Source organism: Parapedobacter brassicae (assembly GCF_051400755.1).
Taxonomy (GTDB): domain Bacteria; phylum Bacteroidota; class Bacteroidia; order Sphingobacteriales; family Sphingobacteriaceae; genus Parapedobacter.
Genome location: NZ_JBLFFL010000006.1, coordinates 68,088 through 94,687, shown reverse-complemented (window position 1 = coordinate 94,687; position 26,600 = coordinate 68,088). Strand labels below are relative to the sequence as shown.

Sequence of the window (26,600 nt, the reverse complement as noted above, 5' to 3'; positions counted from 1 at the left end):
CGATGTTAGATTTGCGATGTTCGATTTACGCTGTTTCATCAGAAATACCCGCTTTTCTTACGGTCTTCCATGGCCGCTTCCGACACCTTGTCGTCCATGCGGGCGCCCCGTTCGCTGATGTTTGATTGCCGGATTTCTTCGATGATGTCATCGATGTGGAAAGCTTCCGACAGTATCGCCGCGGTGCAGGTCATGTCCCCCACCGTGCGGAACCGCACCCTGCGGTATTCCACTACATCTTCATGGTCGATATTCAGAAATTCGGCAGCGGCCATCAGTTGTCCATTGCGGGTAATGACATCCCGCTCATGCGAAAAATAAATGGATGGCAATTGGATGTTTTCCCGCCGGATGTAGTTCCACACATCCAGTTCCGTCCAGTTGCTGATGGGAAACACACGGACGTTCTCGCCCTTATGGATGCGCCCGTTATAGCTATTCCACAGCTCCGGACGCTGCCTTTTGGGGTCCCATTGCCCAAATTCATCACGTACCGAGAAAATCCGTTCCTTGGCCCGTGCTTTTTCCTCGTCTCTCCGGGCACCGCCGATGCAGGCGTCAAAACCATGGGCGGCGATGGTATCCAGCAGTGTCACGGTCTGGAGGGCATTCCGGCTGGCGTGCTTGCCGGTTTGCTCCATTACTTTCCCGGCATCGATACTGTCCTGCACGTATCCGATGATCAGTTTCTCGCCCAATCGCTCAATCAGCTCATCCCGGTAGGCGATCGTTTCCGGAAAATTGTGCCCCGTATCGATGTGAACCAATGGAAACGGAAACTTACCCGGCCGGAAAGCCTTTTCGGCCAGATGCACCAGCGTGATCGAATCTTTTCCGCCGGAAAACAGCAAGGCCGGCTTTTCAAACTGCCCCGCCACTTCCCGCAGGATGTGTATCGCCTCGGCCTCTAAATGGTCTAAATAATCCATGTTTGTTGTTTGTGTTTTTTTTCAGCTATTCGCTATCAGCCATCAGTTTCAGCTGTATACCTTAGTTTATCTTATCGATGTATTCCGACGTTTTATGTAGCATGCAGTCCACATTCTTTTTTGCTGGTATCCTCCCACCACCAGCGTCCGGCCCGGAAGTCCTCCCCTTCCCTTACCGCCCGCGTACAGGGCGCACAGCCGATGCTGGGGAATCCTTTGTCATGCAGCGGGTTGTATGGGATGTGATGTTTTTTTGCATACGCCCACACCTCGTCAAGCGACCATTGGTACAGCGGATGGAACTTCACCAGCTGATTACCTTCGTCCCACTCCACCTGTGCCATGCCCTGTCTATTGTCAGACTGCTCGGCCCGGATGCCCGTAATCCAGCATTCCGCGCCTTCCAGCGCACGATGCAGGGGTTCGATCTTGCGTATCCGGCAGCATTCCTTTCTGTTTTCGACAGATTCATAGAAACTCGACGGGCCTTTTTGGCTGATGAGCTGCTCCACCGCATGGGTATCCGGAAAATAGGCCTCGATATCTTTCTGATAAATCTCCAGTGTACGGTTCCACACATAGTAGGTCTCCGGAAACAACCGACCGGTTTCCAGCGTAAATACCCGGATGGGCAGATCGTTGCTGAAAATGAGGTGTGTAATCACCTGGTCTTCTATGCCGAAACTGGTCGAAAATACGATTTTACCCGGAAACCTGTTGGCTAATGCCCCCAACGCCTCGGGTATTGCTTTATCGGCTACCAGCGCCGTTATTTCAGTTGTCAATGCGTTCATCTGTATTCTTCGATATCAGGAGCGAAGCCGTATGCGCGTTCAATTCCCTTACCTTATCGGTAAAATTGCCCTTCAATAAATCCCGTAGTTCACTCATATACTGAAGGGTCTCATCAATTTCTTCGGGCAGGGCTTCGTTCAGTAATTCCTTGATGCGTTTCGCGATCGTGGGCGACTTGCCATTGGTGGATATACCCAGTTTCAGGTTGCCTTTCTTGACCACCGAACCGAGGTAAAAATCACATAAGTCCGGCTTGTCCGCCACGTTGATCAGGATATGCCGCTTACGGCTTTCCTGACGGATCTGTGTATTCAGTTCCGCATTGTTCGATGCCACCACGACCAGATCTTTGCCTGCTAGGTCCGAGTGTTCAAAAGCACGTTCAAGCAATTGCACACGGGGGTAATCATGTACATACGAACGGACGGCAGCACTGATTTCCTTGGCCACCAGGGTGACCGTCGCCCGGGGGCAATTCCCAAGCAGGGCGGTAAGCTTTTCCAGCGCAACGGGACCTCCCCCCACGACCAGGGTATGCAATTGGTTCAATTGCAGGAACACGGGGAACAGTTGGTTGTCGCTGGCCGAACTCATACCGCTATACAATTATGATGGAACATCGCGAAATGTTCATGCTTGGCCACCACCTCGCCGATGACAATCACTGCCGGCGCGCCGATATGCTGCTCCCCGGCTACCGATACAATCGTGTCAATGGTACCCAAGGCAAGTTTTTCGTTTGTCAATGAACCGTTTTGGATCACCGCAATCGGAAGCTTGCCCCTTCCCTCCTGCTGATAGATCCGCACAATCTCAGCCAATTTATTCAGTCCCATCAGCACCACTACCGTCGCATCGGTTTTCGCCGCGGCATGGATGTCTTTCGATACCATACCGGTGGTCGTCGACCCCGTGATTACCCAGAAACTTTCGCTCACGCCCCGGTATGTCAGCGGGATGCCTTGCAGTCCGGCCAATGCCGTGGAGCTGGAGATGCCCGGCACCACGGCAGTGGGAATACCGTGTTCGGCGGCATATTCAAGTTCCTCTCCCCCCCTGCCGAATATAAAGGGGTCGCCGCCCTTAAGCCGTACCACATGGCCATGTGAGCGGGCATAGGCGACCGCCATCTCATTGATTTCCTGCTGGCTGTGCGCATGGTGGCCTGCCCTTTTGCCGACAAATACGCGCAGCGAATCCTCGCGGGCGTATTCCAACAGTGCGTCGTTGACCAATGCATCATAGAGCACCACATCGGCGGTTGATAATGCCTTTAAGCCTTTGAGGCTTATCAAATCGGCATCTCCCGGTCCAGCCCCCACCAACGTTATTTTGGGATATGGGTTCATTGTCATAGTTTGCTTGTGCTAAAAAAATCCCGCTTGTCTTTCCGCTCTTATGCGTTCACCGCGTCCCTTACTTCCCGCTTGGCTTTTACTGTCTCGTAGAAGCCGATCGCCGAAGCCAAATATTGCTTGGCGAATGCCTCGGAGGGGTCGTGCCTATTGATCTGCAGGACCTGCTCGCCAAAGCCGCCGAAGATGGCAATTTCCCCTGTTTCTACAAAATTAGTGTCAAAATCTTTGATAATGCCATGCTGCGAGCTGCTATTGATGCCTTTATCCAGCAATAACGCCTTTGCCGCGCTGATAAACACGCTATAGGCATGGTAGATCGCGTCGGCATATGCGCCTTCCCGATAAGACTCGTTTGCCCAGCTCAATTTTTCTTCCGCCTCGAAAAGCAAGGTCGCCACCAAATCAATGATCACCCCAGCGCATTCACCGACACCGATCGCCGTTTGGAAGGTCTCCTCATGGCCCCAATCGACAAACTCATCTTCCGTTAAGGTCGCAAGGTCGGCCAATGGCTTGAGCAAGCGATAAAAATAGTCTTTGGTCTGGCGGTCATAATAATCATGGAAAAGTTCGCCCGCTGCCGCATGCTCCGCATAGTCATCGAGGATCAGTCGCAACACACCGATCACCCGCTTGGATGGCACCTTCACCACGCGGTCCGCCGCCCGGCCAAGCCCATCGCCCAGCGTACCGCCGCCCAACATGACCTGTGCGGCGGGAACCACCTTGCCCGCAGCTTTCAGTGAACTGCCGTGGAAACCGATGTGTGCCAATCCATGCTGCCCGCAGGAGTTCATGCAACCGCTGATCTTGATTTTGAGTTCACGGTTGTAGACGAGGTCTGCATATTCCTGATAAATAAAATCTTCGATCACCCTGGCCATCTCCGTGCTGTTTGAAATGCCCAGGTTGCAGGTATCGGTGCCGGGACACGTGGTCACATCGGCAACGCTGTCAAAACCCGGGGCCGAAAGTCCAATCTCATGCAATACGTTGAACACATGCGGCAACGACTCTTTCCGGACGAACTTGAGCAGCAGTCCCTGATTTTGTGTGATGCGGATCTCATCAGCAATGTGTCCGCGCACGCCATCCACCAGCTTTCGGGCATTTGCCGTAGACAGGTCGCCGGTAGGCACCTTCATATATACCGAATAAAACCCCTCCTGTTTCTGCGGATAGACATTGGTCTTTTCCCACAGCGTATATGCAAGCGGGTCGGCTATGGGCGATGCCGCCGATTCCTGTTCGGCAGGCGGCTCCGGTTGCGGCACCGCATCGCGGTCCACCGCAAACGACTTCACCTTGTTGGCCATGCGTTCCTCGTCGATCAACCGAAGCACTTCTTCCAGTCCTATTTTCTGGATGAGGAATTTGAACCGTGCTTTATTCCGGTTATTGCGTTCTCCATAACGGTCAAAAACGCGGATGACGCTTTCGGAATAGGGAATCAGTTGGTCTTCGGGCAAAAACTCATGCACCACATGGGCGATCATCGGCTGTGCGCCTAATCCACCACCCAGCATCACTTTGAAGCCACGTTCTTCACGTCCATCCACCGTCCGTATTTTGGGGATGAATCCCAGGTCATGGGCATAGGAAAACGCGGTATCACGCACACTTGACGAAAAGGCAAACTTAAACTTGCGCCCCATTTCCTGGCAGATCGGATTGCGGAGGAAATACGAAAACAGCGCATGGGCGTATGGCGATACATCAAACGGTTCCTCCGGATCGATGCCTGCGTTGGGCGATGCCGTTACGTTACGTACGGTATTGCCGCAAGCCTCGCGCAGGGTGATATCGTCTTGGGCCAACTTAGCCCATAATTCGGGCGTCCTGTCAAGGCTTACGTAATGGATCTGGATATCCTGACGCGTGGTGAGATGCAGGTTGCGGATGGCATATTCATCTGATATATCCGCTATGCGGAGCAATTGCTTGAAGGTCACTTTGCCAAACGGCAGTTTGATCCGGACCATTTGCACCCCCGGCTGCCGTTGGCCGTACACGCCGCGGGCAAGCCGCAAGCTCCGAAATTTCTCCTCCGCAATCTTCCCCTCTTGGTATTCCCTGATTTTGCGTTCGAGATCGATAATTTCTTTTTCAACAACTGGATTTTCCAGTTCGGTCCTAAAACTCTGCATGATGTTGTTTAGCTATAATAAAAAAACCTCCCCTAAATTTTAGTGGAGGCTGTTATGCGTTATGATGTACGGACACACTACCTAACAGCCACCCTCACCTGCCGGCCATGCAACACTGTGTCATAATGATCGTTTGTTTCATGCAACAAATATACGGAATGCATATAGAAATAGTAGAATTAATTTTGCAAAAACTCCGACGGCCACATTAAGTCTACCTATTTTATATATATTTGTCGGCTCAACAATGGAGGTTTATGAGGATTGAGTATTTGAGGCATGTATCCACCAAGTCAATTTTAGCATTCGTTTTTTTATGCACCCAATGGGGATGCGCACCCGAAAATTCATCCCGGTGGGATAAAGAAAACGGACTGCAGGGCATGATCAGTTTTTCTGGCGCCTTTGCACTGTATCCGCTGGCCGTTCTCTGGAGTGAACAGTTCCGGGAAATCCACCCCAATGTCCGGTTCAATATTTCAGCGGGAGGCGCTGGAAAAGGCATTGCCGACGCGTTGAACGGAATGGTAGACGTTGGACTGGTATCACGGGATGTTCATCCGCAGGAATACGACCAAGGTGCCTATGTGATCCATGTAGCCAAGGATGCCGTGGTGGGCACGGTCAGCAGCCAGAACCCGAACCTGGACGCGATTTTGGACCGGGGCATCAAGCAAGACGAGCTGCGGCGCATTTTTGTGGAAGGCGGCATATCGAAATGGAATCAGATCGATCCCTCCTTTTCTGCGGACGATCTGCATGTTTACGTCCGTTCGGATGCCGCGGGAGCCGCGGAAACGTGGGCATCATTTTTAGGCAAATCACAGGAGCACCTCAAAGGCGTGGGGATTTTCGGTGATCCGGGCATCGCACAGGCCATACAGAAAAACGCGCTCGCGATCGGGTTCAATAACATCAACTACGTATATGATCTCAAGACACGGAGGCAAGCCGAAGGCATCCGGGCCATCCCCCTTGATTTGGACAACGACAATTTGATCTCGCCGAAAGAGGATTTTTACGGCAGCATCGACAGCCTGGCGCAGGCGATAGCCGTGGGTAACTATCCCTCGCCTCCCTCACGGAATCTTTCTTTTTTGATGAAGGGGAAACCGGACGACATCGTGTTGATTGAATTTATCAAATTCGTGCTCACCAAAGAATCACAGGGCATTTTATTGGAAAATGGATACATTCCATTGAATGAAGAATCGTTGAAAGAAGAACTCGCTAAACTGGATTGATCTTGAACTGGAGAGTCATAAAAGATAAAATGATCGGCAATGCCATGCTTCTCCTTTCCGTGGCATCGATTTCGCTGGTGCTGCTGATCAGCATCGGCTTATATTGGCGTTCAGCGCCGCTGTTCGAAGAGCATTCCATATGGTCTTTGTTCCGCATGAGTGAATGGGCACCGTCTAGCGGCAAATTCGGGTTCTATCCCTTTGTCATGGGTACCTTATGGGTCACCCTGATTGCCATCTTGGTGGCGCTGCCGCTTTGCCTCCTTACGGCCATCTACCTCACCGAATACGCCAAGTCCACCATTCGCGCCATTATTCTTCCGCTGGTGAATATTTTAGCCGGTATCCCGCCGGTGATCTATGGGGTGTGGGGGATTTTCTTCGTGGTTCCCATTGTCCGCGAATACCTGGCGCCGCTGTTTACCGAATCGTCCAGTGGATACACCGTGCTGACCGGTGGTGTGGTGCTGGCGGTGATGATTTTTCCCATCATGGTGAGCATCCTTTCGGAGGTCTTGCGGACCATTCCCAAGGAGTTGAAAGATGCTTCCCTATCACTGGGCGCCACCAAATGGGAGACCGTTAAGAAGGTGGTGCTCAAACGTGCATTGCCCGGTATTGTGGCGGCAACAGTGTTGGCCGTATCGCGGGCATTCGGCGAAACCATCGCCGTGTTAATGGTGTGTGGCAACGTACCGGTGGCACCCACATCTGTGTTTGATCGGGGGTATCCGCTACCGGCACTTATTGCCAACAACTTTGGCGAAATGATGTCCATCCCCCTATACGATTCGGCCTTGATGTTCGCGGCGTTACTGCTGTTTGTCATCATTTTCCTGTTCAACCTGATATCCCGTATTATTCTTAATCGAATTGAACACAAATACAGTTCCTGATGAGCGTGAAGACAAGAAAAGCGGAAGAGGCAATTTTTAAAGCATTGATGGTGGGCGCCTGCATATTGGTCAGTTCCAGCCTGTTTCTGATCGTTGGCACCATCGTGGTCAAGGGACTGCCCTATCTGACCTGGGACATGGTGTCCAAGGTGCCGCAAGGTGGTTTTTATATCGGCAAAGAAGGCGGCGTGCTCAACGCGATCATCGGTTCCCTGTATCTTGCCGGCGGCGCCACGGTATTGGGACTGCTCATCAGCATTCCCATTTCGATATACCTCAATGTTTATCTGAAAAACGGAAGCTTCCTCAGCAAGTCGGCTAAGTTGGCCTATGATGTCTTGTTCGGCATTCCATCGATCGTATATGGCGCCTTTGCATTCAGCATCATGGTCTGGTTGGGCGTGCGTGCCTCATTGCTCGGAGGGGTCATCGCCGTGACCCTGCTGATCATACCCATATTGGTCCGCACACTGGACGAGGTCATCGCAACGGTTCCGAAGGAATTGAAAGACGCCGCCCTGTCATTGGGGGCTACCCGATGGGAAGCGGCTCAGGTGGTGCTTCGGCAAATCCGTCCGGGCATCTATACGGCTATCTTATTGGCTTTTGGGCGTGGCATCGGCGATGTAGCCGGGGTACTGTTTACGGCCGGTTTCAGCGACAATATTCCGAAATACATCGATGAGCCTGCTGCCACGCTGCCGCTGGCGATCTTCTTTCAATTGGGCAGCCCCATCCCCGAAGTACAGGGAAGGGCTTACGCTTCTGCGCTTATCCTGACCATCATCATCCTGGTCATTGTCTTCATCTCTCATTTTCTTTCGAACAAACACACGAAACGTAACTCATAATATGACCCAGCACCCACTGATCAGTGTAAAAAATCTTAATGTGCGTATCGACGGACAGCATATCCTGAAGGACATTAATATCAACATACCCGATAAGAGCGTAACCTCCATTATCGGTCCGTCGGGATGCGGCAAAACAACCTTGCTGAAAACCTTCAACCGGTTGTTGGACGATACGGCCAATGTCGATGTGTCCGGAAGCGTGCTGGTGGATGATGAAGACATCTATGCCCCCCACGCCGAAGTGACCCACATCCGCAAAAAGATGGGACTGCTCTCGCAGCGCCCCTATCCCCTGCCCATGTCCATCTACGATAATGTCGCCTATGGACCGAGGATACATGGTATTCGGAAGAAAAGTGAACTGGATGCCATCGTGGAGACCCAATTGAAAGATACCGGTCTCTGGGAGGAAGTGAAAGACCGCCTTCACGGCCCGGCGGCCAAGCTTTCTATCGGTCAGCAGCAACGGCTGTGTTTAGCTAGGGGGCTCGCCGTGGAGCCTGAGATCATTCTGGGTGACGAATCGACGTCGGCACTCGATCCGGTATCCACGCATACGATCGAGGACCTTTTCGTGCGCTTGAAAGAAAAATACACCATCGTACTGGTCACCCACATTCTGCGGCAGGCACGCCGGATCTCGGACTACATCATTTTTGTGTATATGGGCGAAATCGTTGAATTCGGACCGACAGACGAAGTATTGCTCAACCCACGGGAAGAGCTCACCAAGCAATATGTAAAAGGATTTATTAGCTGATTCGGCAGGTCCGGCCAACCTATATGACGGCTTCCCGCAGCCTGACCAGCTTCTCCAGCAGCCCTTCCAGCAGATCCAAATGCAGCATATTCGCGCCATCGGATTTGGCATTGGCCGGGTCAGGGTGTGTCTCGATGAACAGGCCATCCGCCCCCACAGCAATCGCCGCTTTGGCGATGGTCTCGATGAGGGCCGGTTTACCCCCGGTGACACCCGAAACCTGGTTCGGCTGTTGCAGGGAATGCGTGCAATCCATCACCACCGGCACGCCGAAGCTCCTCATCTCCGGGATGCCCCTGAAATCGACCACGAGGTCCTGATACCCGAAGGTGTTGCCCCGGTCTGTCAAGATCACCCGGTCATTGCCCGAATCGACCACTTTATCGACCGCGAAACGCATCGCCCCGGCTGACAGGAACTGTCCTTTTTTGATGTTCACTGCCTTGCCCGTCATGGCAGCGGCGGCAAGCAATTCCGTCTGGCGGCAGAGAAATGCCGGGATCTGCAAGACATCCACATACTCGGCGGCCATTTCCGCCTCATCGCTTTCATGGATATCGGTCACCGTAGGCACGCCGAAGGTCTCCCCGACTTTGCGCAGGATCTTCAGGGCCTTTTCATCCCCGATACCCGAGAATGAATCCCCGCGCGAACGATTGGCCTTCCGGTAAGAGCCTTTGTATACATAAGGGATATTCAACCGATCGGCAAGGATCGATACACGCTCGGCGATACGCAATGCCATGTCTTCCCCTTCAATGGCACACGGACCGGCCATCAGCAAGAAATTGCCGGAATCAGCATGTTTGATACCCGGCAGGATACGTTGTAGCGCGAAAATGCTGTTGTCTGACATCTGAGGTCTCCTGTCTAAAATCAATTTCCCAATTCGGACATAAACTTGATACGCATCAGTTGGATCTCTTCATAGGTATAATCATCCGACCCCAAATCCCGGAGCGCCTGATCAATGGAGTCCACTTCCGCGCTGCGGAAATAATCGAATACCTCGTCCTGCCGATCCTCGTCAATCACCTCATCCACGAAATAGCCCAGGTTGAGCTTGGTCCCCGAATTGACGATGGATTCCACTTCTTTCAGCAGGTCTTCATAGCTGATGCCTTTTGAGTGCGCAATGTCTTCGAGGCCGATCTTGCGGTCGATATTCTGAATGATGGATACTTTTAATGCCGATTTGTTGGCCGTCCCCTTGATGATCAGATCCTGCGGGCGGTCAATCTCATTTTCCGTCACATATTGTTTGATGAGCTCGACAAACTGCGCGCCGAATTTAAGGGCTTTCCCAGCACCGACGCCGTGTATCTGCTTCAGTTCATCGATGGTGATGGGATAGTGCGTGCACATCTCATCCAACGAAGGGTCCTGAAAAACCACAAAGGGCGGCAAGCCTTTTTGTTTGGCGATTTTCTTGCGCAGGTCTTTCAGCATTTTCAGCAACTGCGTGTCTACAGCGCCTCCTCCTCCATGTTGGGTATTGTGCTCCTCGCCCCCATCCTCGGTAGCTGCTTCCATGGGTTTATTCAGAATAAACCGGATGCCATAGGGATTTTCAATAAAACGCTTGCCTGATTCCGTCAGCAATAACAGTCCATATTGGTCGATATCCTTGGCAAGGAAATTGGCCAGCACCGCCTGCCGGATCAATGATTTCCAATAAATAACGCCGTGTTCTTTTCCGGTGCCGAACATCGGGTGCGTATCGTGTTTATACGAGGATACGGGCTGGTTATTCTGCCCCATAAACACGTTGATGATGTGATGGTCATCAAACTTCTCCCCCTGCTCTTGTATAAACCGCAGTACATTTAACAGTGAGCCTTCGGCGTCGAAATGCGTTTGCTGCGCACTGCAATTGTCGCACATACTGCTGCACCCCGTTTCGTCAAAGTTCTCTCCGAAATAATGGAGTATCTGTTTCCGGCGGCATACCGACGACTCCGAATAATCGATCACCTCCTTCAGGATCTGCGTGCCGATCTCCCGTTCGGAGACAGGCTTATCCTTCATGAACTTGGTGAGCTTTTCAATATCTTTTTCCGAATAAAATGCCAGGCATAGTCCCTCCCCACCATCACGGCCGGCCCGGCCTGTTTCCTGGTAATAGCCTTCCATGCTCTTGGGAATATCATGATGAATGACATAACGCACGTCAGGTTTGTCGATGCCCATGCCGAATGCGATCGTGGCCACAATGACCTCCACATCCTCCATGAGGAACCGATCCTGCGTATCGGCCCGGGTCTTCGCATCCAATCCGGCATGGTATGGCAATGCCCGGATGCCGTTGATGTTCAGCACTTCGGCGATCTCTTCAACCTTCTTTCGGCTTAGGCAATAGATGATGCCGGACTTACCGGCGTTGTTTTTGATGAACCGGACGATTTCCTTGACGATATTCCGCTTCGGCCGCACCTCATAGTATAGATTCGGCCTATTGAAAGACGACTTGAACAGGGTTGCATCATTCATCTGTAGGTTCTTACGGATGTCTGACTGCACTTTTGGTGTAGCAGTAGCCGTCAGCGCGATGACCGGTATATCGTCGCCGATGGAGTTGAGAACCGAACGGATCTTGCGGTATTCAGGCCGAAAGTCATGCCCCCATTCCGATATGCAATGGGCTTCATCCACCGCCACAAACGACACCGTGATCAGCCTCAGGAACTCCACGTTCTCCGCCTTTGCCAATGACTCCGGCGCGACATAGAGCAGCTTCGTTTTACCCGCGACCACATCTTGCCTCACCCGGGTGATCTCACTTTTGTTCAACGATGAATTCAGGAAGTGGGCGATGCTGTCATCGCCGCCGAAAGACCGGAGCTGGTCGACTTGATTTTTCATTAAGGCAATAAGCGGCGAAATAACGATAGCCGTTCCCTCGCTCATGAGCGCCGGAAGCTGATAGCAAATGGACTTCCCTCCTCCGGTAGGCATGATGACGAAGGTGTCCTTTTTTTGCAGAATGTTCGTGATTATCGCTTCCTGATCCCCTTTAAATGTATCAAAACCAAAAAATTGCTGTAAATTGTCAAATAATCTTTTCTCTATTTCCATTGCGTCTTTCGCAAAATTTTAGATAGACTGATAACCAAAGAATCCCCAAAATAACATATTTTTGCGCATATCAGTATCTAAAATTAGAAAATATATTTGTGAAAAGCAATTCCGAAATCAAAAATATCGCAAGAAGCGTGTTAACGCAAGAAGCGAATGCTTTGAACAAATTAACGGAACGAGTTGGCGACGATTTTGTTGCCGTGGTAAACGTCATTTTAGGCTTACGGGGACGTGTGATCCTGACCGGGGTCGGCAAGAGTGCCATCATCGCCCAGAAGATCGTTGCCACGCTGAATTCCACCGGTACACCAGCCATATTTATGCATGCCGCAGACGCGATACACGGTGATCTGGGTATTATTCAGGCGGATGACCTGGTCATCGCCGTATCCAAAAGCGGCAACACCCCGGAAATAAAAGTACTGGTGCCGCTGCTACGGCAAACGCACAATCAATTGGTCGCCATGGTCGGCAACAGTCAATCCTATTTGGCGCGGCATGCCGATTACCTGTTGGATGTCACGGTCGACAAGGAGGCCTGTCCGCATAACTTGGCACCCACGACCAGTACGACTGCCCAATTAGCCATGGGCGATGCGCTGGCTGTTTGCCTACTGGAGTGCCGCCAGTTCAGCGACCGCGATTTCGCCCGTTTTCACCCCGGCGGGGTATTGGGCAAGCGCCTGTATCTGAAGGTGGCCGACCTGTCTACCCAGAATAGCAAACCCCACGTTCCTCCGGATGCAACGGTAAGGGAAGTGATCGTCGCCATCACCAAGCATCGGTTGGGTGCGGTGGCAGTGGTGGACGAGGGTCAGCTTGCCGGCATCATCACCGACGGTGATATCCGCCGGATGCTGGAAAATCACACGCAGATCGATCAGCTGACGGCGCGGCACATCATGGGCCATTCGCCAAAGACCATTGATCGGGATGAGTTGGCCATTAACGCCTTTAATATCATGCGTGAGCACAATATTACCCAGCTTTTGGTGTTACATAATCAGACATACGACGGCATCGTGCATCTGCACGACCTGTTGAAAGAAGGAATTATTTAAGGTTACAAAAAAACGAGCACAAATGAACAACTACTATGCCGTCATCATGGCGGGAGGCATCGGAAGCCGCTTTTGGCCGGTAAGCCGCACCAAACTGCCTAAACAGTTCATCGACATGATGGGCACCGGAAAAACACTCATCCAAACCACGTACGACCGCTTCCTGAAGATCGTCCCCAAAGAAAATATTTTTGTCGCCACCAACGAGTCATATGCCGACCTGTTGCGTGAGCAACTGCCGCAGCTGTCGTCGCAGCAAATGATACTGGAACCCATCATGCGGAACACGGCACCCTGCATTGCCTATGCAAGCCACAAGATCCAGCAGCTCAATCCAGACGCGACCGTGGTCATTGCGCCGGCCGACCATCTGATCCTGGAAACCGATGTCTTTGTCAGCGATATCACCAAAGGGCTCAAATGTGCAGAAAGCAACGATTGGCTCATCACCTTGGGAATCAAGCCGGCGCGCCCTGATACGGGGTACGGCTATATCCAATACGGCAAAAGCGCAACGATCCCAGGGTTCAAAAAAGTAAAGACCTTCACCGAAAAACCCAACTTGGAGCTGGCCAAAACCTTCGTGCAAAGCGGCGACTTCCTTTGGAATGCCGGAATATTCATCTGGTCGGCCAAATCCATCATCCGGGCTTTCCAGAAGCATCAGACCGAGATGAATGAGGTGTTCAAAGAGGGCGCCGAAGTATACAATTCAGACGAGGAAGCGAAGTTTATCTCCGGAGCATTCGTGCGCTGTGTCAATATTTCGATCGATTTTGCGATCATGGAAAAAGCAGACAATGTGTACGTGCTTCCCGCCGATTTCGGATGGTCGGATCTGGGCACCTGGGCATCGGTATACGAGTTGGCGGAGAAAGATTACCTCGGCAATGTATCGTCCTCGTCAGACAACGTGATCGTATACGATTCTTCCAACTGCATGGTTCATGCACCAAAAGACAAGCTGGTCATTATCAAAGGGCTGCATAATTTCATTGTAGTGCAGTCTGAGGATACACTGATGATCTGTCCGAAAGACCAGGAGCAGGGCGTCAAACAGATCGTTGCTGACGTCAAGGAGAAGTTCGGGAACAGGTATGTTTGATAGTGATGGAACACGGCGCGCCAATAAACCCAGGATTCGTCAACACCGAGATACAGGAGAATGGGCTGGCCGTGATCACCTTCGGCCATCCGGCCCATAATTCGTTGCCATCGGGCCTGTTGGTCCAGCTAAGCGATCACATTCAGGCCGCTGGCGGGCATCCCGCCGCGAGGCTCATCCTGCTGCAAAGCGATGGAACAGGCACGTTCTGTGCCGGAGCCAGTTTTGATGAGTTACTCGCATTGACCGATGCCGAAAGCGGCAAAGCGTTCTTTTCGGGTTTCGCAACGGTCATCAACGCCATCCGCCGATCACCGAAGTTCATCATCGGGCGGGCGCAGGGCAAGGCTGTGGGCGGCGGCGTGGGACTGCTTGCGGCTTGCGATTATTGTTTCGCCGTAGCACATGCGGCCGTCAAGCTCAGTGAAGTAAGCCTCAACATCGGCCCCTTTGTCATCGCGCCTGCGCTGGAACGCAAGATCGGCATATCGGCGTTGACAGAACTGGCCCTCCACCCTACCTTATTCTTTGATGCATCCTGGGCCCGGCAACACGGACTCTTCCATACAGTGAAAGCCTCCATCGCCGAGCTGGATGAAGCCATCCGGCAATTTGCCGAGCCCTTGCTCAGCAAAAGCGAGGAGGCCCTCGGGGCGCTCCGCCAGACCTTATGGCGCGGCACCGAGCATTGGGAAACGCTGCTTGATGAACAGGCCGCCATCAACGGCCGTCTGGCGCTTAGTCCCGATACCAGAGCATTACTAAAAGCGTTCAAACAACAGTAATGGGCAGCGGGAAGTTATATACCCTGGTGCTTTGCGCGATCTTCTTAGCGCTGTCTGCATTCCGCCAGGCTTACAGCCAGGTATACTCCACCAACCGAAAAGCACAGCAGGCTTTTGAACGGGCGGGCAGCCAGTTGAAGAACCAGCAGTACGACCAGGCCATCGCTTCATTGGAAGCCGCCGTCGCGCTGGATACCGGTTTTGCCGCCGCATATCAGCAATTGGGTGACATCTACCGTCGGCAGAAAACCTATGAAAAAGCAGCGCAGCAGTATGCCCGTGTGCTGCAATTGGATACAGCATTGACAGCGCTTACCCGGTTTGGTTTGGGAGAGAGCCTTCTTCATACCGGTAACTACGAGGAGGCGTTGCCTGCATTGCAAAAATACCTGACGACCCCCGGGTTGGACGCGGCAGGCAAGCGGCTCACCGAAAAATATATTGCCGACTGCCATTTCAGCATCACCGCGCTGAAACATCCGTCGGTTTTCCATCCCGAAAATTCCGGCTCCGCCATCAACAGCGAGCATGATGAATATTTCCCAAAGCTCACGGCTGACCAGCGGACCATCATCTTCACCCGCAAAGAGGCCAACCAGGAGAATTTCTACGAAAGTACCCGGGATAGCGCCGGTACCTGGGAAACCGCGCGTTTTTTGCAGGGCGATATCAATTCGGAGCAGTACAATGAGGGTGCACACTGTATCTCACCCGATGGCAAATACCTATTCTTTACCGGATGCAACCGCCCGGAAGGCTTGGGTAGCTGCGACATCTATGTATCGAGGCGCGAAGGCGACCGCTGGGGTGCGCCCCATAACCTGGGCGCCCCCATCAATAGCCAGGGCTGGGAGGCCCAGCCGGCATTGGCGGCAGATGGGCGAACGCTTTACTTCGTCAGCAACCGGCGCGGCGGCCAGGGGGGATACGATATCTGGAGATCCACCTTGGAAAGTTCCGGACAATGGGGTGAGCCGGAGCAACTGGGACCGACCATCAACACGCCTGATGATGAAAGCTCACCCTATATCCATGCCGACAACCGCACGCTTTATTTTTCGTCAAACGGATGGCCGGGATTCGGCGATAAGGACATCTTCAAGAGCCAGCAGGACACGGACGGACACTGGATCCCACCGGTCAATTTGGGCTTTCCCATCAACGACCACCATGAGCAAAGCGCGCTGACGGTCAGCATGAATGGAAAACAGGCCCATTTTTCCACCCGCCGCAAGGATGCCCTGGGGGGACTGGACATCTACACCTTTGAGCTGCCGGAAGCCGCCCAGCCGCATCCCGTGGCCTACCTCCGGGGGATCATTGTGGATGCCGAAAATGAAACCCCCATATCCGCCGAAGTGCGGGTGACCGACATCGTGGCCGACGAGGTGCTGTATGAGGAACAGGCCGACTATGAAGATGGCACGTTTCTCGCACCCCTCCCCTTTGGCAGGACGTATGCACTGCATATCAAGCAGCCGGGCTACCTCTTTTTTTCCGAAAATTACCCGCTTGATGACAGCACCAAGATCAATGACGCCTATGAAATACGCATCACCCTTTCGCGGATCAAGGTAGGGCATTCGGAAACGCTCAAGAATATTTTCTTCGAAACGGACCAATATGCGCTATTACCCCAGTCAAAAAGCGATTTGGATCAGCTCATTGACTTTCTTCACCTCAATGCCACCGTGCACGTCGAAATCGGCGGGCATACCGACAATACCGGAAGCGAAGCCCACAACCAGGCTCTTTCGGAAAACCGAGCCAAGGCGGTATACGATTACCTGGTCGGTGCGGGCATCCCCACATCGCGTCTCCGGTACCAGGGGTATGGTCCCTCCCAGCCGGTAGCCCCCAATGAAACGGAAGAGGGTCGACAGCTCAACCGACGCACGGATTTTAAGATTATTAACTAAGTTATCCTAACATGCCGAAAAACATCCTTTTTTTAGCCGTTTTGCTATCGATATCCTCGGGTTTCGGATGCACCGCCCAGGTGGTGGCGCCGGGAGCCGAATTACAGCTTGTGGCGGACCAATTCCGTTTTACCGAGGGACCTGCCGCCGATGCCGAAGGAAATGTTTTCTTCACGGATCAGCCCAATAACCGGATATGGAAATATAGCGTGGATGGTGCGCTGTCGATCTTCATGGAACCTGCGGGACGGTCCAACGGCCTGTATTTCGACCACGCGGGCTACCTGATCGCGTGTGCGGATGAGGCGTACCAGTTATGGCGCATCAGCAAAGATAAGCAAGTTGAAAAACTCGCAGTGAACTACCGGGACTCCCTCTTCAACGGTCCCAATGACGTATGGGTCTCCCCTACGGGTTTGATCTATTTCACGGATCCCTATTACCAGCGCGATTACTGGAAGCGCACGTCGCCTGACATGCAGGCGCAGGCGCTTTATGTGTACAGTGAGGGACAAATAACGCGTTTAGACGATCAATTCAAACAGCCCAATGGCATCGTGGGTACACCGGACGGCAAACACCTTTACGTGGCCGACATCGGTGACAGCAAAATTTACCGCTATGCCATCCAAGCCGACGGGACGTTATCTGACAAACAGCTTTTTGCACCGCAGGGCTCTGATGGAATGACCATTGACGAACGCGGCAACCTGTACCTGACAGGCAAGGGCGTGACGGTATACAACCCCGATGGCGAACAGATCGGACAGATCCCCGTGCCTGCGAACTGGACGGCCAACGTCTGTTTCGGAGGCCGCGACAGGGATATGCTGTTTATCACGGCCAGTGAAAAGGTGTTTACCCTCAAGATGGCCGTAAAGGGAGGTAAATAGCCTCTCTTTACGCATGCTGTCCGGCATGTTTGCCTTCCGCAAACTCTTCCAGTACCTTCTCGTTGAAATCCGGAAGGTCATCCGGCGTGCGGCTGGTCACCAGTCCCTGGTCGACCACTACGGCGCTGTCTTCCCAGTGTGCCCCTGCGTTGATCAGGTCTTTGCTGATGTTTTTTACAGAGGTCATTTTGCGGCCTGCCACGACCTCGGCATCGATCAGCACCTGTGGACCGTGGCATATCGCTGCCACGGGCTTGCCCGCATCAAAGAAAGCCTTTACAAAGGCAATGGCTTTATCGTTTACACGGAGTTTATCCGGATTGACCACGCCTCCCGGCAATAGCAATGCGTCATAATCATCGGGATCTGCCTGGTCCAGCGGCATATCCACATCAAAGTCGAGGCTCCATGCATCGCCCTTCTTGGCCCGTACCACTTCCGTTTTGGGCGATACGATATGGGTCATCCCGCCAGCCAGTTGGATGGCATCCCGCGGACTCGTCAGTTCAATTTCTTCGAATCCATCTGCTGTCAAAATCGCTACTTTCCGATCTTTTAGTTCATCTGCCATAAGCTTATCCTCCTATTATAAGTGTTCACTAATACTTACAGAACAACGGCTGCAAATGTTTTGGAAAGTTAGGATAAGCTTCACCTTGATTTCCACTCCCACACGGCATCCCCCGCGATCGGGTAGACCTGCGCATCACGTACAGGCGGCAGCGGGTGCAGGCCGGTCAACGTGCCGAAGGCAGGCAGCAACAGTGTCTGCCGGTGGTAATAGAAACAGGGCAATCGGTATGACTGACGCCCCTTTGCCGGGATGATACACCCGGGGTGCACGTGGCCTGCAATGTTGAAGCGGCCAAGGGAGCCGGATGCCTCGGGATGATGCGTGCAATGGATATGCGGCGCGACGGAATAAGACGTCACCACCGCTATTCCCGTTTTTTCCAGCAGGTCATCAGGCAGCACATCATGGTTGCCCCGGGTCAGCACGAACCGGACAGAGGGGTTCGCCGCACGCAACTGTTCAACGGTCCGCCACTCGCTGTTCAGTTCGCTGTGAAACAAGTCGCCCAGCAACACCAAAGTGCGAACGGGATGGCTATTCAGCAACGACTGAAGGCGCACGGCATCGCTGTCGGCAGGCGGTGTCGGCATGAAGATACCCGCCTTGCGGAAATGAGCGGCCTTGCCCAGGTGCCAATCGGCAACAATCAGCGTATCATGTTCGGGGAGTAAAAGCGCCTTTTGAGGCAGCAGTACCACCCGGGTATCCATGAAGTTGACGGTTTTCCCCATATCGTTAAGCCTCCAGTTGCATTTTCAATTTCTCCAACCGTGCTTGCCAGTCTTCATTGCTATAGCGCTCGCGGAAGGATTCTGCAAATATCGGAAAAGCAAACGGAGTAAGCGTCTCCGGCCGTTGCAGGATGATCCGGTGCGAACTGATGCGTGCAAAGGCGTTATACATCCGCGACGCCTCCAACTGGAAGTCATTTACCTCGTCGTACGCCTGCCGCAGGAGCAGATTGTTGGGATCATAGTCTTCAAACACCGAAAAAAACAGGCCGGAATTTGCCTGCAGGTGCTTCGTCTTCATCGGCTTGCCCGGATACCCCTGAAATACCAGTCCCGCTATGCCAGCAATATCCCTGAATTTACGGCGGGCCATCTCCCTAAGGTTGATGCCGCTGCGGATATCGTCAAACAGGCCCTCCGTCGAAAACAGTCCACCTGCCAAAGCCTCATCCAAAGGCAGCGGATCATCGCACAGGAGCTCAAAGCCGTACTCATTGCTGGCGATGCTGAACGATGCTTTCCGGATGCTGCTCAGCCGGTATGCCACTACCGCAGCCATCCCCTCGTGCACCAGCTTGCCCTCAAAGGGAAATACAAACAGGTGGTAGCCATAGCGCGTGTGGATGTACTCCACCAAGAGCTCCTCTGCTCCCGGCAGGGCCGATACCTGCCGTTGCAAGTCGAATAACGGTTGCAGGAATTGCAGTTCCACGGGTTGGTGGCCGTCCGTTCGCTGGATCTCCGAAAAGGTATGCCGCAGCGCGGACCCGAAATTATCCGAAATCGGGAACCGTCCGCCCATCCACGAGGGCACGGCCCCTTTCTTCCGGGTCGATGGCCGCACAATGGCTTGGATATCTTTTACCTGCACGAGCTCCAGCAGCCGACCGGAAAACCAAAAGGTGTCGCCGGGTTGCAGGCGGGAGATAAACCATTCCTCGATGGAGCCCAGGTACTTGCCGGTCAAGAATTTCACGCGCATCATCGTATCCGATACGATGGCGCCGATGCTGAGCCGGTGGCGCATGGCCACCCGCCTGCTGTTGACGCGGAATACGCCGTTCTCCACCTCCACCTTGTGGAATTCTTCATACGTGTCCAGCGTGCGGCCGCCTTGGGTCACCATCAGCAGGCATTCGTCAAATTCCGCACGGCTGATCGAAGAAAAGCAGTGCGTGGCCCTGACCTCCTCATAAAGCTCGTCCGCACGGAAGCCGTCAGACACCGCGAGGGTCACCATATATTGCAATAGCACATCGAAAGACCGTACATAGGGCAAGCGCTGTTCCAGCAATCCGTTATCCACCGCATAGCGTATGGCCGCCCCTTCCATGATTTCCAGCGAATGAGTGGGCAAGAAAAAAATCTTGCTTGTTTCACCGGGCCGGTGTCCGCTCCTGCCCGCGCGCTGCATAAACCGGGCGACCCCTTTCGGCGATCCGATCTGCACCACGCAGTCCACCGGGCGAAAGTCGACCCCCAGATCTAGACTGCTGGTGCATACCACCGCTTTCAGTGTGCCGCGGTGCAAGGCATCCTCCACCCACAGCCGCAACTCATCGCTCAGCGAACCGTGGTGGATGGCCAGGGCACCCGCCAGGTGAGGTGCTGCAGCCAAGAGCTGATGATACCAGATCTCCGCCTGCGAGCGGGTATTCGTAAACAGCAGTGTGGACTGGTGAGCATCGATGATGGGTAGTACCTTTTCGGCCATCTTAATGCCGAGATGGCCTGCCCAAGGAAACCGCTCCAGCGTGTCGGGGAGCAATGTTTCCATGTAGATATCCTTCTTTAAGTCGGCCTTCACCAACGTACCGGCTTGCTCGCCGAGCAGGATTTCCATCGCTTCGCCGAGGTTGCCGATGGTGGCCGAAATGCCCCACACGCGGAGGTTGGGACAAATGGCACGCAGCCGGCTGAGTGCCAGCTCCACCAGTACACCGCGTTTGCTGCTCAGTAGCTCATGCCATTCGTCCACCACCACAAATTCCAGTTGGCTGAAGTAATCAGGATATCCCCTGGAGGCCAGCAGCAGGTGGATGCTTTCCGGTGTCGTAATGAGCGCCTGGGGCGGCGCAACCCGTTGCTGTTGCCGTTCCGCCGCCGCGGTATCGCCCGTGCGGAGCCCAATGCGGTAATCGAGCTCCAATCCATCGCTTACGGCCCGCGTGGCGTTGAGAATCTCTGCCGAGAGCGCCCTCAGCGGCGTAATCCACAGACAGTGGAGTCCGCGCCGTTTCCGTTCCCTGCTGTAATACTGCTGGAGGATGCCAAACCAGAGTGCGAATGTCTTCCCGTATCCCGTCGGCGCATTTAGCAGTCCCGACTCCCCTTTCGCAATGGCCTCCCACGTTTCCCGCTGGAAACGGTGTGCCTGCCACCCGCTATTGAAAAACCAAGCCTCGGCAAATGCGTTTGTCTGTGTGGTATGAGGCATATCGCGAAGATAGCAAAGTTCCTTGCCTTTTCCATTTTTGTTATTAAGTTTGGACATGGAAAATGTTTTCTACGAAGGGCAGATCATATGGGCTCAGATCGATGCAAACAGGCATTTGAGGCATTCGGCCTATGCCGACTTGTGTGCCCAGGCGCGGAGCAATATGCTGAATGATACGGGCCTTTCACTCGATAAGATTGCCGAGATCAGCATCGGTCCGGTGTTGTTCCGGGAGGAGCTGGTGTATCTGCGTGAGATACACCTCAATGAGCTGGTGAAGGTGACGGTGATGATGACCAGATACAACACCGCCAATTCGCGGTTTTCGTTCCGCCACGAGATCTACCGGTCGGATGGCACCAAATGTGCAGTGGTGACAGTGGACGGGGCCTGGATGGATATCGCAAAACGGAAGCTTACCGTTTTGCCGCCGGAATGGCAAGCCATCGTCGCACGGCTGCCCAAAAGTGAAGATTACCAGGAAGTATCGGCCTGATACCAAAAAAGAAAGCCCGCAGAATCACCAGATCCTGCGGGCTTTTTTGGAAAGTACTTACTTTTTAGAAAACACTTACTTTACCTCGATCAAGCGAGAAGTCGCTTTCGCTTCTTCTTTTTTGGCAATGTCTATGCTCAACACGCCATCTTTGTAATTCGCGTCGATCCGACCATGGTCAATGCTGTCGGGCAACGTAAATGAGCGGGCAAATGAAGTATAGCTGTATTCACGCTTGCTGTACTTCTTGGTCTCATCTTTGGTTTCAGCCTTCTTCTCGCCGGAAACGGTCAATACATCCCCGTCTACATTAATCTTGAAGTCACCCTTTTCCAATCCCGGCGCAGCCAGCTCGATGTGATACGCTTCGTTTGTCTCCGCCACGTTTACTGCAGGTACCCGCGAAATGAAGCGGTCCGATAAAAAGGAATCGTTAAAAATCGGGTTGAAGAAGCCATTTACCCAGTTATCCACTCCCCTGTTTTTGTTTTCTGAAAATTTCACCAATGTCATTTTATAATCCTCCTATGAATTTTTGTGTTAACTTTGGTGGGTCATGTCCAAAAGATATACCAACCAAAAACAGGAATTATTTTGATGACTTTTTGACATATCCTCTGAAAATTAAATGACATAATGTCTAATATCGAAAACTTGGCTTCGTTTAATTATGCCACGCCCGTTGAAATCCGCTTTGCCGATATGGATGCGTTCGGGCATGTAAACAATGCGGTGTATCTGACCTACTTCGAAGTGGCGCGAAGCCACTACTGGCGGGAAGTTATTCAATGGGACTGGAAGTCGGTGGGCATCATTATCGCCCGGGCCGAAGTAGATTACCTTCGCCAGCTCACCGTGCGCGACACCGCAAAGGCATACGTCCGCACATCGCGGGTAGGAAACGCTAGTTTTGATGTTGTGTATGCCCTGGTAACGGTAGCAAAAGACGGAACGGAAACCCTGACCGCAAGAGGCATGACCGTATGCGTGGCCTTTGATTACGCGACCCAGAAGCCAACGGGCATCCCCACCGCTCAACGGCAGGCGATGGAGCGCGACCTCAACCCGTAACTACCGATTCCAAACCACGGCCACCGATGCCTTGGCGCGATCGCCTCCGAAAGGCGGATGGTTTTTGCTGATGCTGACCTTTATTTCATCCACAAAAGGAAATTCCTTCCGAACACGGTTGAGCATGCTCTCAGCCACCGTCTCCAGCAGCTTCCGTGGCTGCTGCATTTCACTCTTGGCGATATGGTATAATGTTTCGTAGTTGACCGTGCGCTCCAACTGATCCCCATCCCCTTCCTGACGGTCGAATCGCACACGGATGGTCATGATAAACTCGTTGCCGAGTACCTGCTCCTCCGGATAATAACCGTGATAGGCATAAAAGCGCAGATCGGTGAGCGCCACGACTTGTTGAATTTTTTCCACTGATGCAAACCTAGTGATATTTTTTGCCATACCCATCACATTAGGGTAATTCCAGCGAGCACGTGGCGCGTTGGCTGCTTTACCCCAACTGGCAGACTCGGTATCACTAACTTCCCATGTTACAGAAAAATAATAGGGAAGTAATAGGAAACTTCTAGGGACATGATAGGGGGAAATACCTAGCATATCTGTATAACCTATCAAGAAATAATCAATAACTTTTGGAATTGGTCATAACTTTTCCTTACCTTGGAATGAAATTTAAGATGACAGATAATGGCGATACTAAAAAACGGCCCTAATGGCGGGTTCAGCGGTAAAGTCGGCAGCGTGGTCGGCTATCAATGGCGTGGCAAGGATGTGATACGGGGATTGCCGCGCTTCCCATCAAAACCACGCACCCCAGCGCAGCTCGCCAATCAGCAGAAGATGACGCTTGCGCAGGAGTTCCTGAAATCGGCAATCCATTTCATCCGTTTCGGGTTTAAGCACGAGGCCGAGCAGCGGGTCATGAGTGCCTTCAACGTGGCCATGTCGTACAATAAGAAACAAGCCATCACCGGGGAATATCCGGATCTGGTATTTGATTACAGCAAGGCCGTGGTTAGCATGGGCGGCGTGCCACCCGTGAAAGACGGGACAGCCCGTTGGGTAGCGGACGGTTTGGAGCTGCGTTGGACCAATGATGCTGGTGGCAACGCTAGCCGTTTAGACAGTTTGAATGTACTGTTGTTTTTTCCGGAGCATGAAACATGCGAAGCCCACTACAACGGGGCCGCGCGCAATAAAGGACAGGACGTTGTTCCGGTCAGACCACATCATATCGGGACACCCGTACACGTCTACGCTTTATTTACCCGATACAACTACAGCGACATTTCGCCGAGCAGCTATATTGAAGTGACTTAACCGCTTACTCAAGGCTATCCAAGGACAGCGTCGTGGCGGCACAGCCTTTTTGCTGCTGATGCGCTTAAAGGCGCGAAGATTTACCCGGTTGCGGTATGAAGTTTTTAGCTGATGAGGGAGTAGTCATTCAGCTATTATTTTTCACCCGTCTTCTTTAATACTACATTCACCAAATCTTGTGAAATCCTAAAATCTGTCGCCTGAATCTTGTCTATATAGGGTTTAATTTTTGAAATAACGCCAAATTCTTTGGCCTTTACAAGCAAACCAAGCGTTCCCATAAAAGTCAACGCCATTTTTGAAGCTAGCTTGCGCCCTTTCAAATCATCAATAATTAAAATTGCATTCAAAGTTTCTAGTGCAAGGGCTATTGCACTCGCCTCTCCCAGGTCGACCGTCTCTTTAAGAACTTCTTGGAGTGTTTTGTCTACGACGGGTCTGATTTCAATCCAGCTGGGCAATTCACCACCAAACTCTTCCGATATTTCAGGAGTTGTAATCACTTTTTTGAAAGCTCGATGCAATATTTCAAATGCACCGATCTTGTCTAACGCGATAAAACAACTCGTATCCGTGATAATAACGCTATATTCCCGAGATCCTGTCAAGCTCATCCGTTAAGTCTGAGGCAGAGTAATTAAAAACAGAAACGCCATACTCACCAATTAGCTCAGCAAAGGTACGTTTGGTCAATTTGGCCATATCCGCGGCTTCGCCAAGTGAAAGCTTACCTGATTCATATAATTTTGCCGCTATAAACCTTACCGTATCATTATGATACTCCGCAAGGCTGTCTGGGACAGATAATGTTATCGTAGTCATAACTTATTAATTGTTTTGTAAAGATACTAATTTTTCGTCGATTATGTGTTTGCAGGTATTTATCTCAGTAGGTTGGATCCCTAAAAGTTTATACGTTTTCCGATAATTCAATTGTCGGCTATCAGTTTTATTGGTATACTTGCATGTTGTCCTGTACCGGACAACACGCGTCTTTATATGCCATTAAACTTATATGAGCCAATATAGCGCCCCGGATTATTACCTTTTGGACGAATTGATCGGCGAAGAGCATCTGCTGATCCGCGATAGCGTCAGGCAGTGGGTCGACCGGGAGTTGCTTCCCATCATCGAAGATCATGCACAGCGGGCAGCGTTTCCGCGTCAGTTGCTTCCGGGCATGGCCCAGCTCGGGCTGTTCGGCCCGACCATACCCGAGGAATTCGGTGGCGCAGGGCTGGATTACCTCGCCTATGGCATCATGATGCAGGAGCTCGAACGTGGAGACTCGGGCATCCGCTCCACGGCGTCGGTGCAGGGATCGCTGGTGATGTATCCCATATACGCCTACGGCAGCGAAGCGCAGAAACAGAACTTCCTTCCCAGGTTGGCCAGCGGTGAACTGATGGGTTGCTTTGGGCTCACCGAACCGAACCATGGCTCCGATCCAGCAGGCATGCTGACCCGTTTTGAAGATGATGGGGATCATGTCGTGCTCAACGGCGCCAAGATGTGGATATCCAATGCACCCTTTGCAGACATCGCCATCGTGTGGGCCAAAAATCCGGAAGGCAAGGTGCAGGGACTCATCGTGGAGCGCGACATGGAAGGATTCGCCACGCCTGAAACGCATAACAAATGGAGCCTGCGGGCTTCGGCTACCGGCGAATTGGTCTTTGACAACGTGCGTATCCCGAAAACGCATGTCTTGCCGGGCGTGACAGGCATGCGTGGACCGCTCAGTTGCCTCAATCAAGCCCGCTATGGTATCGCTTGGGGTGCGCTTGGTGCAGCGATGGACTGCTATGACACGGCCGTACGTTATGCGAAGGAACGGGAACAATTCGGTAAACCGATCGCTGGTTTTCAATTGCAGCAGAAGAAACTGGCGGAGATGCTCACGGAGATCACCAAGGGACAGCTGCTGGTATGGCGACTGGCGATGTTGAAAAACGAGGACCGTGCCACGCCGGCGCAGATCTCCATGGCCAAGCGCAACAGCGTGGACACCGCGCTGCATGTGGCCCGCGAAGCGCGGCAGGTGCTCGGTGCCATGGGCATCACGGGCGAATACCCCATCATGCGGCACATGATGAACCTGGAATCCGTGGTGACCTATGAGGGCACACACGATATTCATCTGTTGATCACTGGTATGGACATCACGGGAATCAACGCATTTGGATAACGAA

General features: G+C 52.6%; 26 protein-coding genes and 1 pseudogene. 13 read left to right on the top strand and 14 right to left on the bottom strand.

Features of this window, described 5'->3' with window-relative positions:
- Positions 1-38: 38 nt before the first annotated feature.
- The 5 genes and pseudogenes from cysD to ACMGDE_RS15750 all read right to left on the bottom strand — a co-directional run.
- A pseudogene (gene cysD / locus ACMGDE_RS15770) lies at positions 39-932 on the bottom strand (sulfate adenylyltransferase subunit CysD); the annotation flags it as partial.
- Between the two features lie 89 nt (positions 933-1,021).
- Positions 1,022-1,723, bottom strand: coding sequence for a phosphoadenylyl-sulfate reductase (locus tag ACMGDE_RS15765; RefSeq protein WP_436833785.1), 702 nt, complete (start codon positions 1,721-1,723; stop codon positions 1,022-1,024).
- Positions 1,704-2,318 carry a precorrin-2 dehydrogenase/sirohydrochlorin ferrochelatase family protein gene (locus ACMGDE_RS15760; RefSeq protein WP_436833784.1) on the bottom strand — a complete coding sequence of 205 codons (615 nt, stop codon included), beginning with the start codon at positions 2,316-2,318 and terminating at the stop codon, positions 1,704-1,706. Before ACMGDE_RS15760 ends, ACMGDE_RS15765 begins: the two co-directional genes overlap by 20 nt.
- Positions 2,315-3,073 (bottom strand): uroporphyrinogen-III C-methyltransferase, encoded by a 759-nt coding sequence (gene cobA, locus ACMGDE_RS15755; protein ID WP_436833783.1) that lies wholly within the window; start codon positions 3,071-3,073, stop codon positions 2,315-2,317. The genes ACMGDE_RS15760 and cobA overlap by 4 nt, the downstream gene beginning before the upstream one ends.
- A 47-nt stretch (positions 3,074-3,120) precedes the next feature.
- Positions 3,121-5,229 carry a ferredoxin-like domain-containing protein gene (locus ACMGDE_RS15750; RefSeq protein WP_436833782.1) on the bottom strand — a complete coding sequence of 703 codons (2,109 nt, stop codon included), beginning with the start codon at positions 5,227-5,229 and terminating at the stop codon, positions 3,121-3,123.
- 257 nt (positions 5,230-5,486) lie between these two features.
- Here ACMGDE_RS15750 and ACMGDE_RS15745 point away from each other — a divergent pair, with 257 nt between their 5' ends.
- The 4 genes from ACMGDE_RS15745 to ACMGDE_RS15730 are packed head-to-tail and all read left to right on the top strand — an operon-like array spanning position 5,487 to position 8,983.
- Positions 5,487-6,473 carry a PstS family phosphate ABC transporter substrate-binding protein gene (locus ACMGDE_RS15745; protein WP_436833781.1) on the top strand — a complete coding sequence of 329 codons (987 nt, stop codon included), beginning with the start codon at positions 5,487-5,489 and terminating at the stop codon, positions 6,471-6,473.
- Between the two features lie 2 nt (positions 6,474-6,475).
- Positions 6,476-7,369, top strand: coding sequence for a phosphate ABC transporter permease subunit PstC (gene pstC, locus ACMGDE_RS15740; RefSeq protein ID WP_436833780.1), 894 nt, complete (start codon positions 6,476-6,478; stop codon positions 7,367-7,369).
- Complete coding sequence (locus tag ACMGDE_RS15735) at positions 7,369-8,220, top strand: PstA family ABC transporter permease (protein ID WP_436833779.1); 852 nt, start codon at positions 7,369-7,371, stop codon at positions 8,218-8,220. Before pstC ends, ACMGDE_RS15735 begins: the two co-directional genes overlap by 1 nt.
- Before the next feature lies 1 nt (position 8,221).
- Positions 8,222-8,983, top strand: a complete 762-nt coding sequence (locus ACMGDE_RS15730) for a phosphate ABC transporter ATP-binding protein (RefSeq protein WP_436833778.1) — start codon at positions 8,222-8,224, stop codon at positions 8,981-8,983.
- A 19-nt stretch (positions 8,984-9,002) separates the two neighbouring features.
- On the opposite strand, the gene kdsA is transcribed toward ACMGDE_RS15730, so the two are convergent.
- Complete coding sequence (gene kdsA / locus ACMGDE_RS15725) at positions 9,003-9,839, bottom strand: 3-deoxy-8-phosphooctulonate synthase (RefSeq protein ID WP_436833777.1); 837 nt, start codon at positions 9,837-9,839, stop codon at positions 9,003-9,005.
- A 20-nt stretch (positions 9,840-9,859) separates the two neighbouring features.
- Positions 9,860-12,058 (bottom strand): DNA helicase RecQ, encoded by a 2,199-nt coding sequence (gene recQ, locus ACMGDE_RS15720; RefSeq protein WP_436833776.1) that lies wholly within the window; start codon positions 12,056-12,058, stop codon positions 9,860-9,862.
- Positions 12,059-12,156: 98 nt separating this feature from the next.
- On the opposite strand from recQ, the gene ACMGDE_RS15715 reads away from it, so the two are divergent.
- Genes ACMGDE_RS15715 through ACMGDE_RS15695 form a run of 5 tightly spaced genes read left to right on the top strand, consistent with a single transcriptional unit; the run spans position 12,157 to position 17,824 of the window.
- Entirely contained in the window at positions 12,157-13,122 is a 966-nt protein-coding gene (locus tag ACMGDE_RS15715; RefSeq protein WP_436833775.1) for a KpsF/GutQ family sugar-phosphate isomerase, read from the top strand.
- Between the two features lie 22 nt (positions 13,123-13,144).
- Positions 13,145-14,227: a mannose-1-phosphate guanylyltransferase gene (locus tag ACMGDE_RS15710; protein ID WP_436833774.1), complete on the top strand. Its 1,083-nt coding sequence runs from the start codon at positions 13,145-13,147 to the stop codon at positions 14,225-14,227.
- A 5-nt stretch (positions 14,228-14,232) separates the two neighbouring features.
- A complete protein-coding gene (locus tag ACMGDE_RS15705) occupies positions 14,233-15,012 on the top strand; it encodes an enoyl-CoA hydratase/isomerase family protein (RefSeq protein WP_436833773.1) in 780 nt (259 codons plus the stop codon).
- Complete coding sequence (locus ACMGDE_RS15700) at positions 15,012-16,931, top strand: OmpA family protein (RefSeq protein ID WP_436833772.1); 1,920 nt, start codon at positions 15,012-15,014, stop codon at positions 16,929-16,931. Before ACMGDE_RS15705 ends, ACMGDE_RS15700 begins: the two co-directional genes overlap by 1 nt.
- Positions 16,932-16,942: 11 nt before the next feature.
- The gene (locus tag ACMGDE_RS15695) at positions 16,943-17,824 is read left to right on the top strand and encodes an SMP-30/gluconolactonase/LRE family protein (RefSeq protein ID WP_436833771.1); all 882 of its coding nucleotides are present in this window, start codon (positions 16,943-16,945) and stop codon (positions 17,822-17,824) included.
- A 7-nt stretch (positions 17,825-17,831) separates the two neighbouring features.
- Here ACMGDE_RS15695 and ACMGDE_RS15690 read toward each other — a convergent pair whose 3' ends face one another.
- The 3 genes from ACMGDE_RS15690 to ACMGDE_RS15680 all read right to left on the bottom strand — a co-directional run bounded on the left by ACMGDE_RS15690 (position 17,832) and on the right by ACMGDE_RS15680 (position 21,623).
- Positions 17,832-18,395, bottom strand: a complete 564-nt coding sequence (locus tag ACMGDE_RS15690; RefSeq protein ID WP_436833770.1) for a type 1 glutamine amidotransferase domain-containing protein — start codon at positions 18,393-18,395, stop codon at positions 17,832-17,834.
- 80 nt (positions 18,396-18,475) lie between these two features.
- On the bottom strand, positions 18,476-19,129 hold the full coding sequence (gene pdeM, locus ACMGDE_RS15685) for a ligase-associated DNA damage response endonuclease PdeM (protein ID WP_436833769.1): 654 nt from the start codon (positions 19,127-19,129) through the stop codon (positions 18,476-18,478).
- Positions 19,130-19,133: 4 nt separating this feature from the next.
- Positions 19,134-21,623 carry a ligase-associated DNA damage response DEXH box helicase gene (locus tag ACMGDE_RS15680; protein WP_436833768.1) on the bottom strand — a complete coding sequence of 830 codons (2,490 nt, stop codon included), beginning with the start codon at positions 21,621-21,623 and terminating at the stop codon, positions 19,134-19,136.
- On the opposite strand from ACMGDE_RS15680, the gene ACMGDE_RS15675 reads away from it, so the two are divergent.
- Positions 21,622-22,062: an acyl-CoA thioesterase gene (locus tag ACMGDE_RS15675; RefSeq protein WP_436833767.1), complete on the top strand. Its 441-nt coding sequence runs from the start codon at positions 21,622-21,624 to the stop codon at positions 22,060-22,062. The two genes, ACMGDE_RS15680 and ACMGDE_RS15675, sit on opposite strands and share 2 nt — an antisense overlap.
- Before the next feature lie 75 nt (positions 22,063-22,137).
- On the opposite strand, the gene ACMGDE_RS15670 is transcribed toward ACMGDE_RS15675, so the two are convergent.
- On the bottom strand, positions 22,138-22,575 hold the full coding sequence (locus tag ACMGDE_RS15670) for an Hsp20/alpha crystallin family protein (RefSeq protein ID WP_436833766.1): 438 nt from the start codon (positions 22,573-22,575) through the stop codon (positions 22,138-22,140).
- 123 nt (positions 22,576-22,698) lie between these two features.
- Between ACMGDE_RS15670 and ACMGDE_RS15665 the strand changes: the two genes are divergently transcribed.
- The gene (locus tag ACMGDE_RS15665) at positions 22,699-23,133 is read left to right on the top strand and encodes an acyl-CoA thioesterase (protein ID WP_436833765.1); all 435 of its coding nucleotides are present in this window, start codon (positions 22,699-22,701) and stop codon (positions 23,131-23,133) included.
- Here ACMGDE_RS15665 and folB read toward each other — a convergent pair whose 3' ends face one another.
- Positions 23,134-23,499 carry a dihydroneopterin aldolase gene (gene folB, locus ACMGDE_RS15660; protein ID WP_436833764.1) on the bottom strand — a complete coding sequence of 122 codons (366 nt, stop codon included), beginning with the start codon at positions 23,497-23,499 and terminating at the stop codon, positions 23,134-23,136. It abuts the gene before it with no gap.
- Positions 23,500-23,775: 276 nt separating this feature from the next.
- On the opposite strand from folB, the gene ACMGDE_RS15655 reads away from it, so the two are divergent.
- Positions 23,776-24,408 (top strand): DUF6266 family protein, encoded by a 633-nt coding sequence (locus tag ACMGDE_RS15655; protein ID WP_436833763.1) that lies wholly within the window; start codon positions 23,776-23,778, stop codon positions 24,406-24,408.
- Between the two features lie 134 nt (positions 24,409-24,542).
- On the opposite strand, the gene ACMGDE_RS15650 is transcribed toward ACMGDE_RS15655, so the two are convergent.
- Both ACMGDE_RS15650 and ACMGDE_RS15645 read right to left on the bottom strand, forming a co-directional pair.
- Entirely contained in the window at positions 24,543-25,022 is a 480-nt protein-coding gene (locus tag ACMGDE_RS15650) for a PIN domain-containing protein (protein ID WP_436833762.1), read from the bottom strand.
- Entirely contained in the window at positions 24,994-25,230 is a 237-nt protein-coding gene (locus tag ACMGDE_RS15645; RefSeq protein WP_436833761.1) for a UPF0175 family protein, read from the bottom strand. The genes ACMGDE_RS15650 and ACMGDE_RS15645 overlap by 29 nt, the downstream gene beginning before the upstream one ends.
- Before the next feature lie 193 nt (positions 25,231-25,423).
- Between ACMGDE_RS15645 and ACMGDE_RS15640 the strand changes: the two genes are divergently transcribed.
- Positions 25,424-26,596, top strand: coding sequence for an acyl-CoA dehydrogenase family protein (locus tag ACMGDE_RS15640; RefSeq protein ID WP_436833760.1), 1,173 nt, complete (start codon positions 25,424-25,426; stop codon positions 26,594-26,596).
- The last annotated feature ends 4 nt before the right edge of the window (positions 26,597-26,600 follow it).

Bases quoted from the DNA above. Each gene is read 5' to 3' on its own strand.
- ACMGDE_RS15765 (WP_436833785.1), bottom strand. From the start codon at position 1,723: ATGAACGCATTGACAACTGAAATAACGGCGCTGGTAGCCGATAAAGCA.
- ACMGDE_RS15760 (WP_436833784.1), bottom strand. From the start codon at position 2,318: ATGAGTTCGGCCAGCGACAACCAACTGTTCCCCGTGTTCCTGCAATTG.
- cobA (WP_436833783.1), bottom strand. From the start codon at position 3,073: ATGAACCCATATCCCAAAATAACGTTGGTGGGGGCTGGACCGGGAGAT.
- ACMGDE_RS15750 (WP_436833782.1), bottom strand. From the start codon at position 5,229: ATGCAGAGTTTTAGGACCGAACTGGAAAATCCAGTTGTTGAAAAAGAA.
- ACMGDE_RS15745 (WP_436833781.1), top strand. From the start codon at position 5,487: ATGAGGATTGAGTATTTGAGGCATGTATCCACCAAGTCAATTTTAGCA.
- ACMGDE_RS15735 (WP_436833779.1), top strand. From the start codon at position 7,369: ATGAGCGTGAAGACAAGAAAAGCGGAAGAGGCAATTTTTAAAGCATTG.
- ACMGDE_RS15730 (WP_436833778.1), top strand. From the start codon at position 8,222: ATGACCCAGCACCCACTGATCAGTGTAAAAAATCTTAATGTGCGTATC.
- kdsA (WP_436833777.1), bottom strand. From the start codon at position 9,839: ATGTCAGACAACAGCATTTTCGCGCTACAACGTATCCTGCCGGGTATC.
- recQ (WP_436833776.1), bottom strand. From the start codon at position 12,058: ATGGAAATAGAGAAAAGATTATTTGACAATTTACAGCAATTTTTTGGT.
- ACMGDE_RS15710 (WP_436833774.1), top strand. From the start codon at position 13,145: ATGAACAACTACTATGCCGTCATCATGGCGGGAGGCATCGGAAGCCGC.
- ACMGDE_RS15705 (WP_436833773.1), top strand. From the start codon at position 14,233: ATGGAACACGGCGCGCCAATAAACCCAGGATTCGTCAACACCGAGATA.
- ACMGDE_RS15700 (WP_436833772.1), top strand. From the start codon at position 15,012: ATGGGCAGCGGGAAGTTATATACCCTGGTGCTTTGCGCGATCTTCTTA.
- ACMGDE_RS15695 (WP_436833771.1), top strand. From the start codon at position 16,943: ATGCCGAAAAACATCCTTTTTTTAGCCGTTTTGCTATCGATATCCTCG.
- ACMGDE_RS15690 (WP_436833770.1), bottom strand. From the start codon at position 18,395: ATGGCAGATGAACTAAAAGATCGGAAAGTAGCGATTTTGACAGCAGAT.
- pdeM (WP_436833769.1), bottom strand. From the start codon at position 19,129: ATGGGGAAAACCGTCAACTTCATGGATACCCGGGTGGTACTGCTGCCT.
- ACMGDE_RS15675 (WP_436833767.1), top strand. From the start codon at position 21,622: ATGGAAAATGTTTTCTACGAAGGGCAGATCATATGGGCTCAGATCGAT.
- ACMGDE_RS15680 (WP_436833768.1), bottom strand. From the start codon at position 21,623: ATGTCCAAACTTAATAACAAAAATGGAAAAGGCAAGGAACTTTGCTAT.
- ACMGDE_RS15670 (WP_436833766.1), bottom strand. From the start codon at position 22,575: ATGACATTGGTGAAATTTTCAGAAAACAAAAACAGGGGAGTGGATAAC.
- ACMGDE_RS15665 (WP_436833765.1), top strand. From the start codon at position 22,699: ATGTCTAATATCGAAAACTTGGCTTCGTTTAATTATGCCACGCCCGTT.
- ACMGDE_RS15655 (WP_436833763.1), top strand. From the start codon at position 23,776: ATGGCGATACTAAAAAACGGCCCTAATGGCGGGTTCAGCGGTAAAGTC.
- ACMGDE_RS15650 (WP_436833762.1), bottom strand. From the start codon at position 25,022: ATGAGCTTGACAGGATCTCGGGAATATAGCGTTATTATCACGGATACG.
- ACMGDE_RS15645 (WP_436833761.1), bottom strand. From the start codon at position 25,230: ATGACTACGATAACATTATCTGTCCCAGACAGCCTTGCGGAGTATCAT.
- ACMGDE_RS15640 (WP_436833760.1), top strand. From the start codon at position 25,424: ATGAGCCAATATAGCGCCCCGGATTATTACCTTTTGGACGAATTGATC.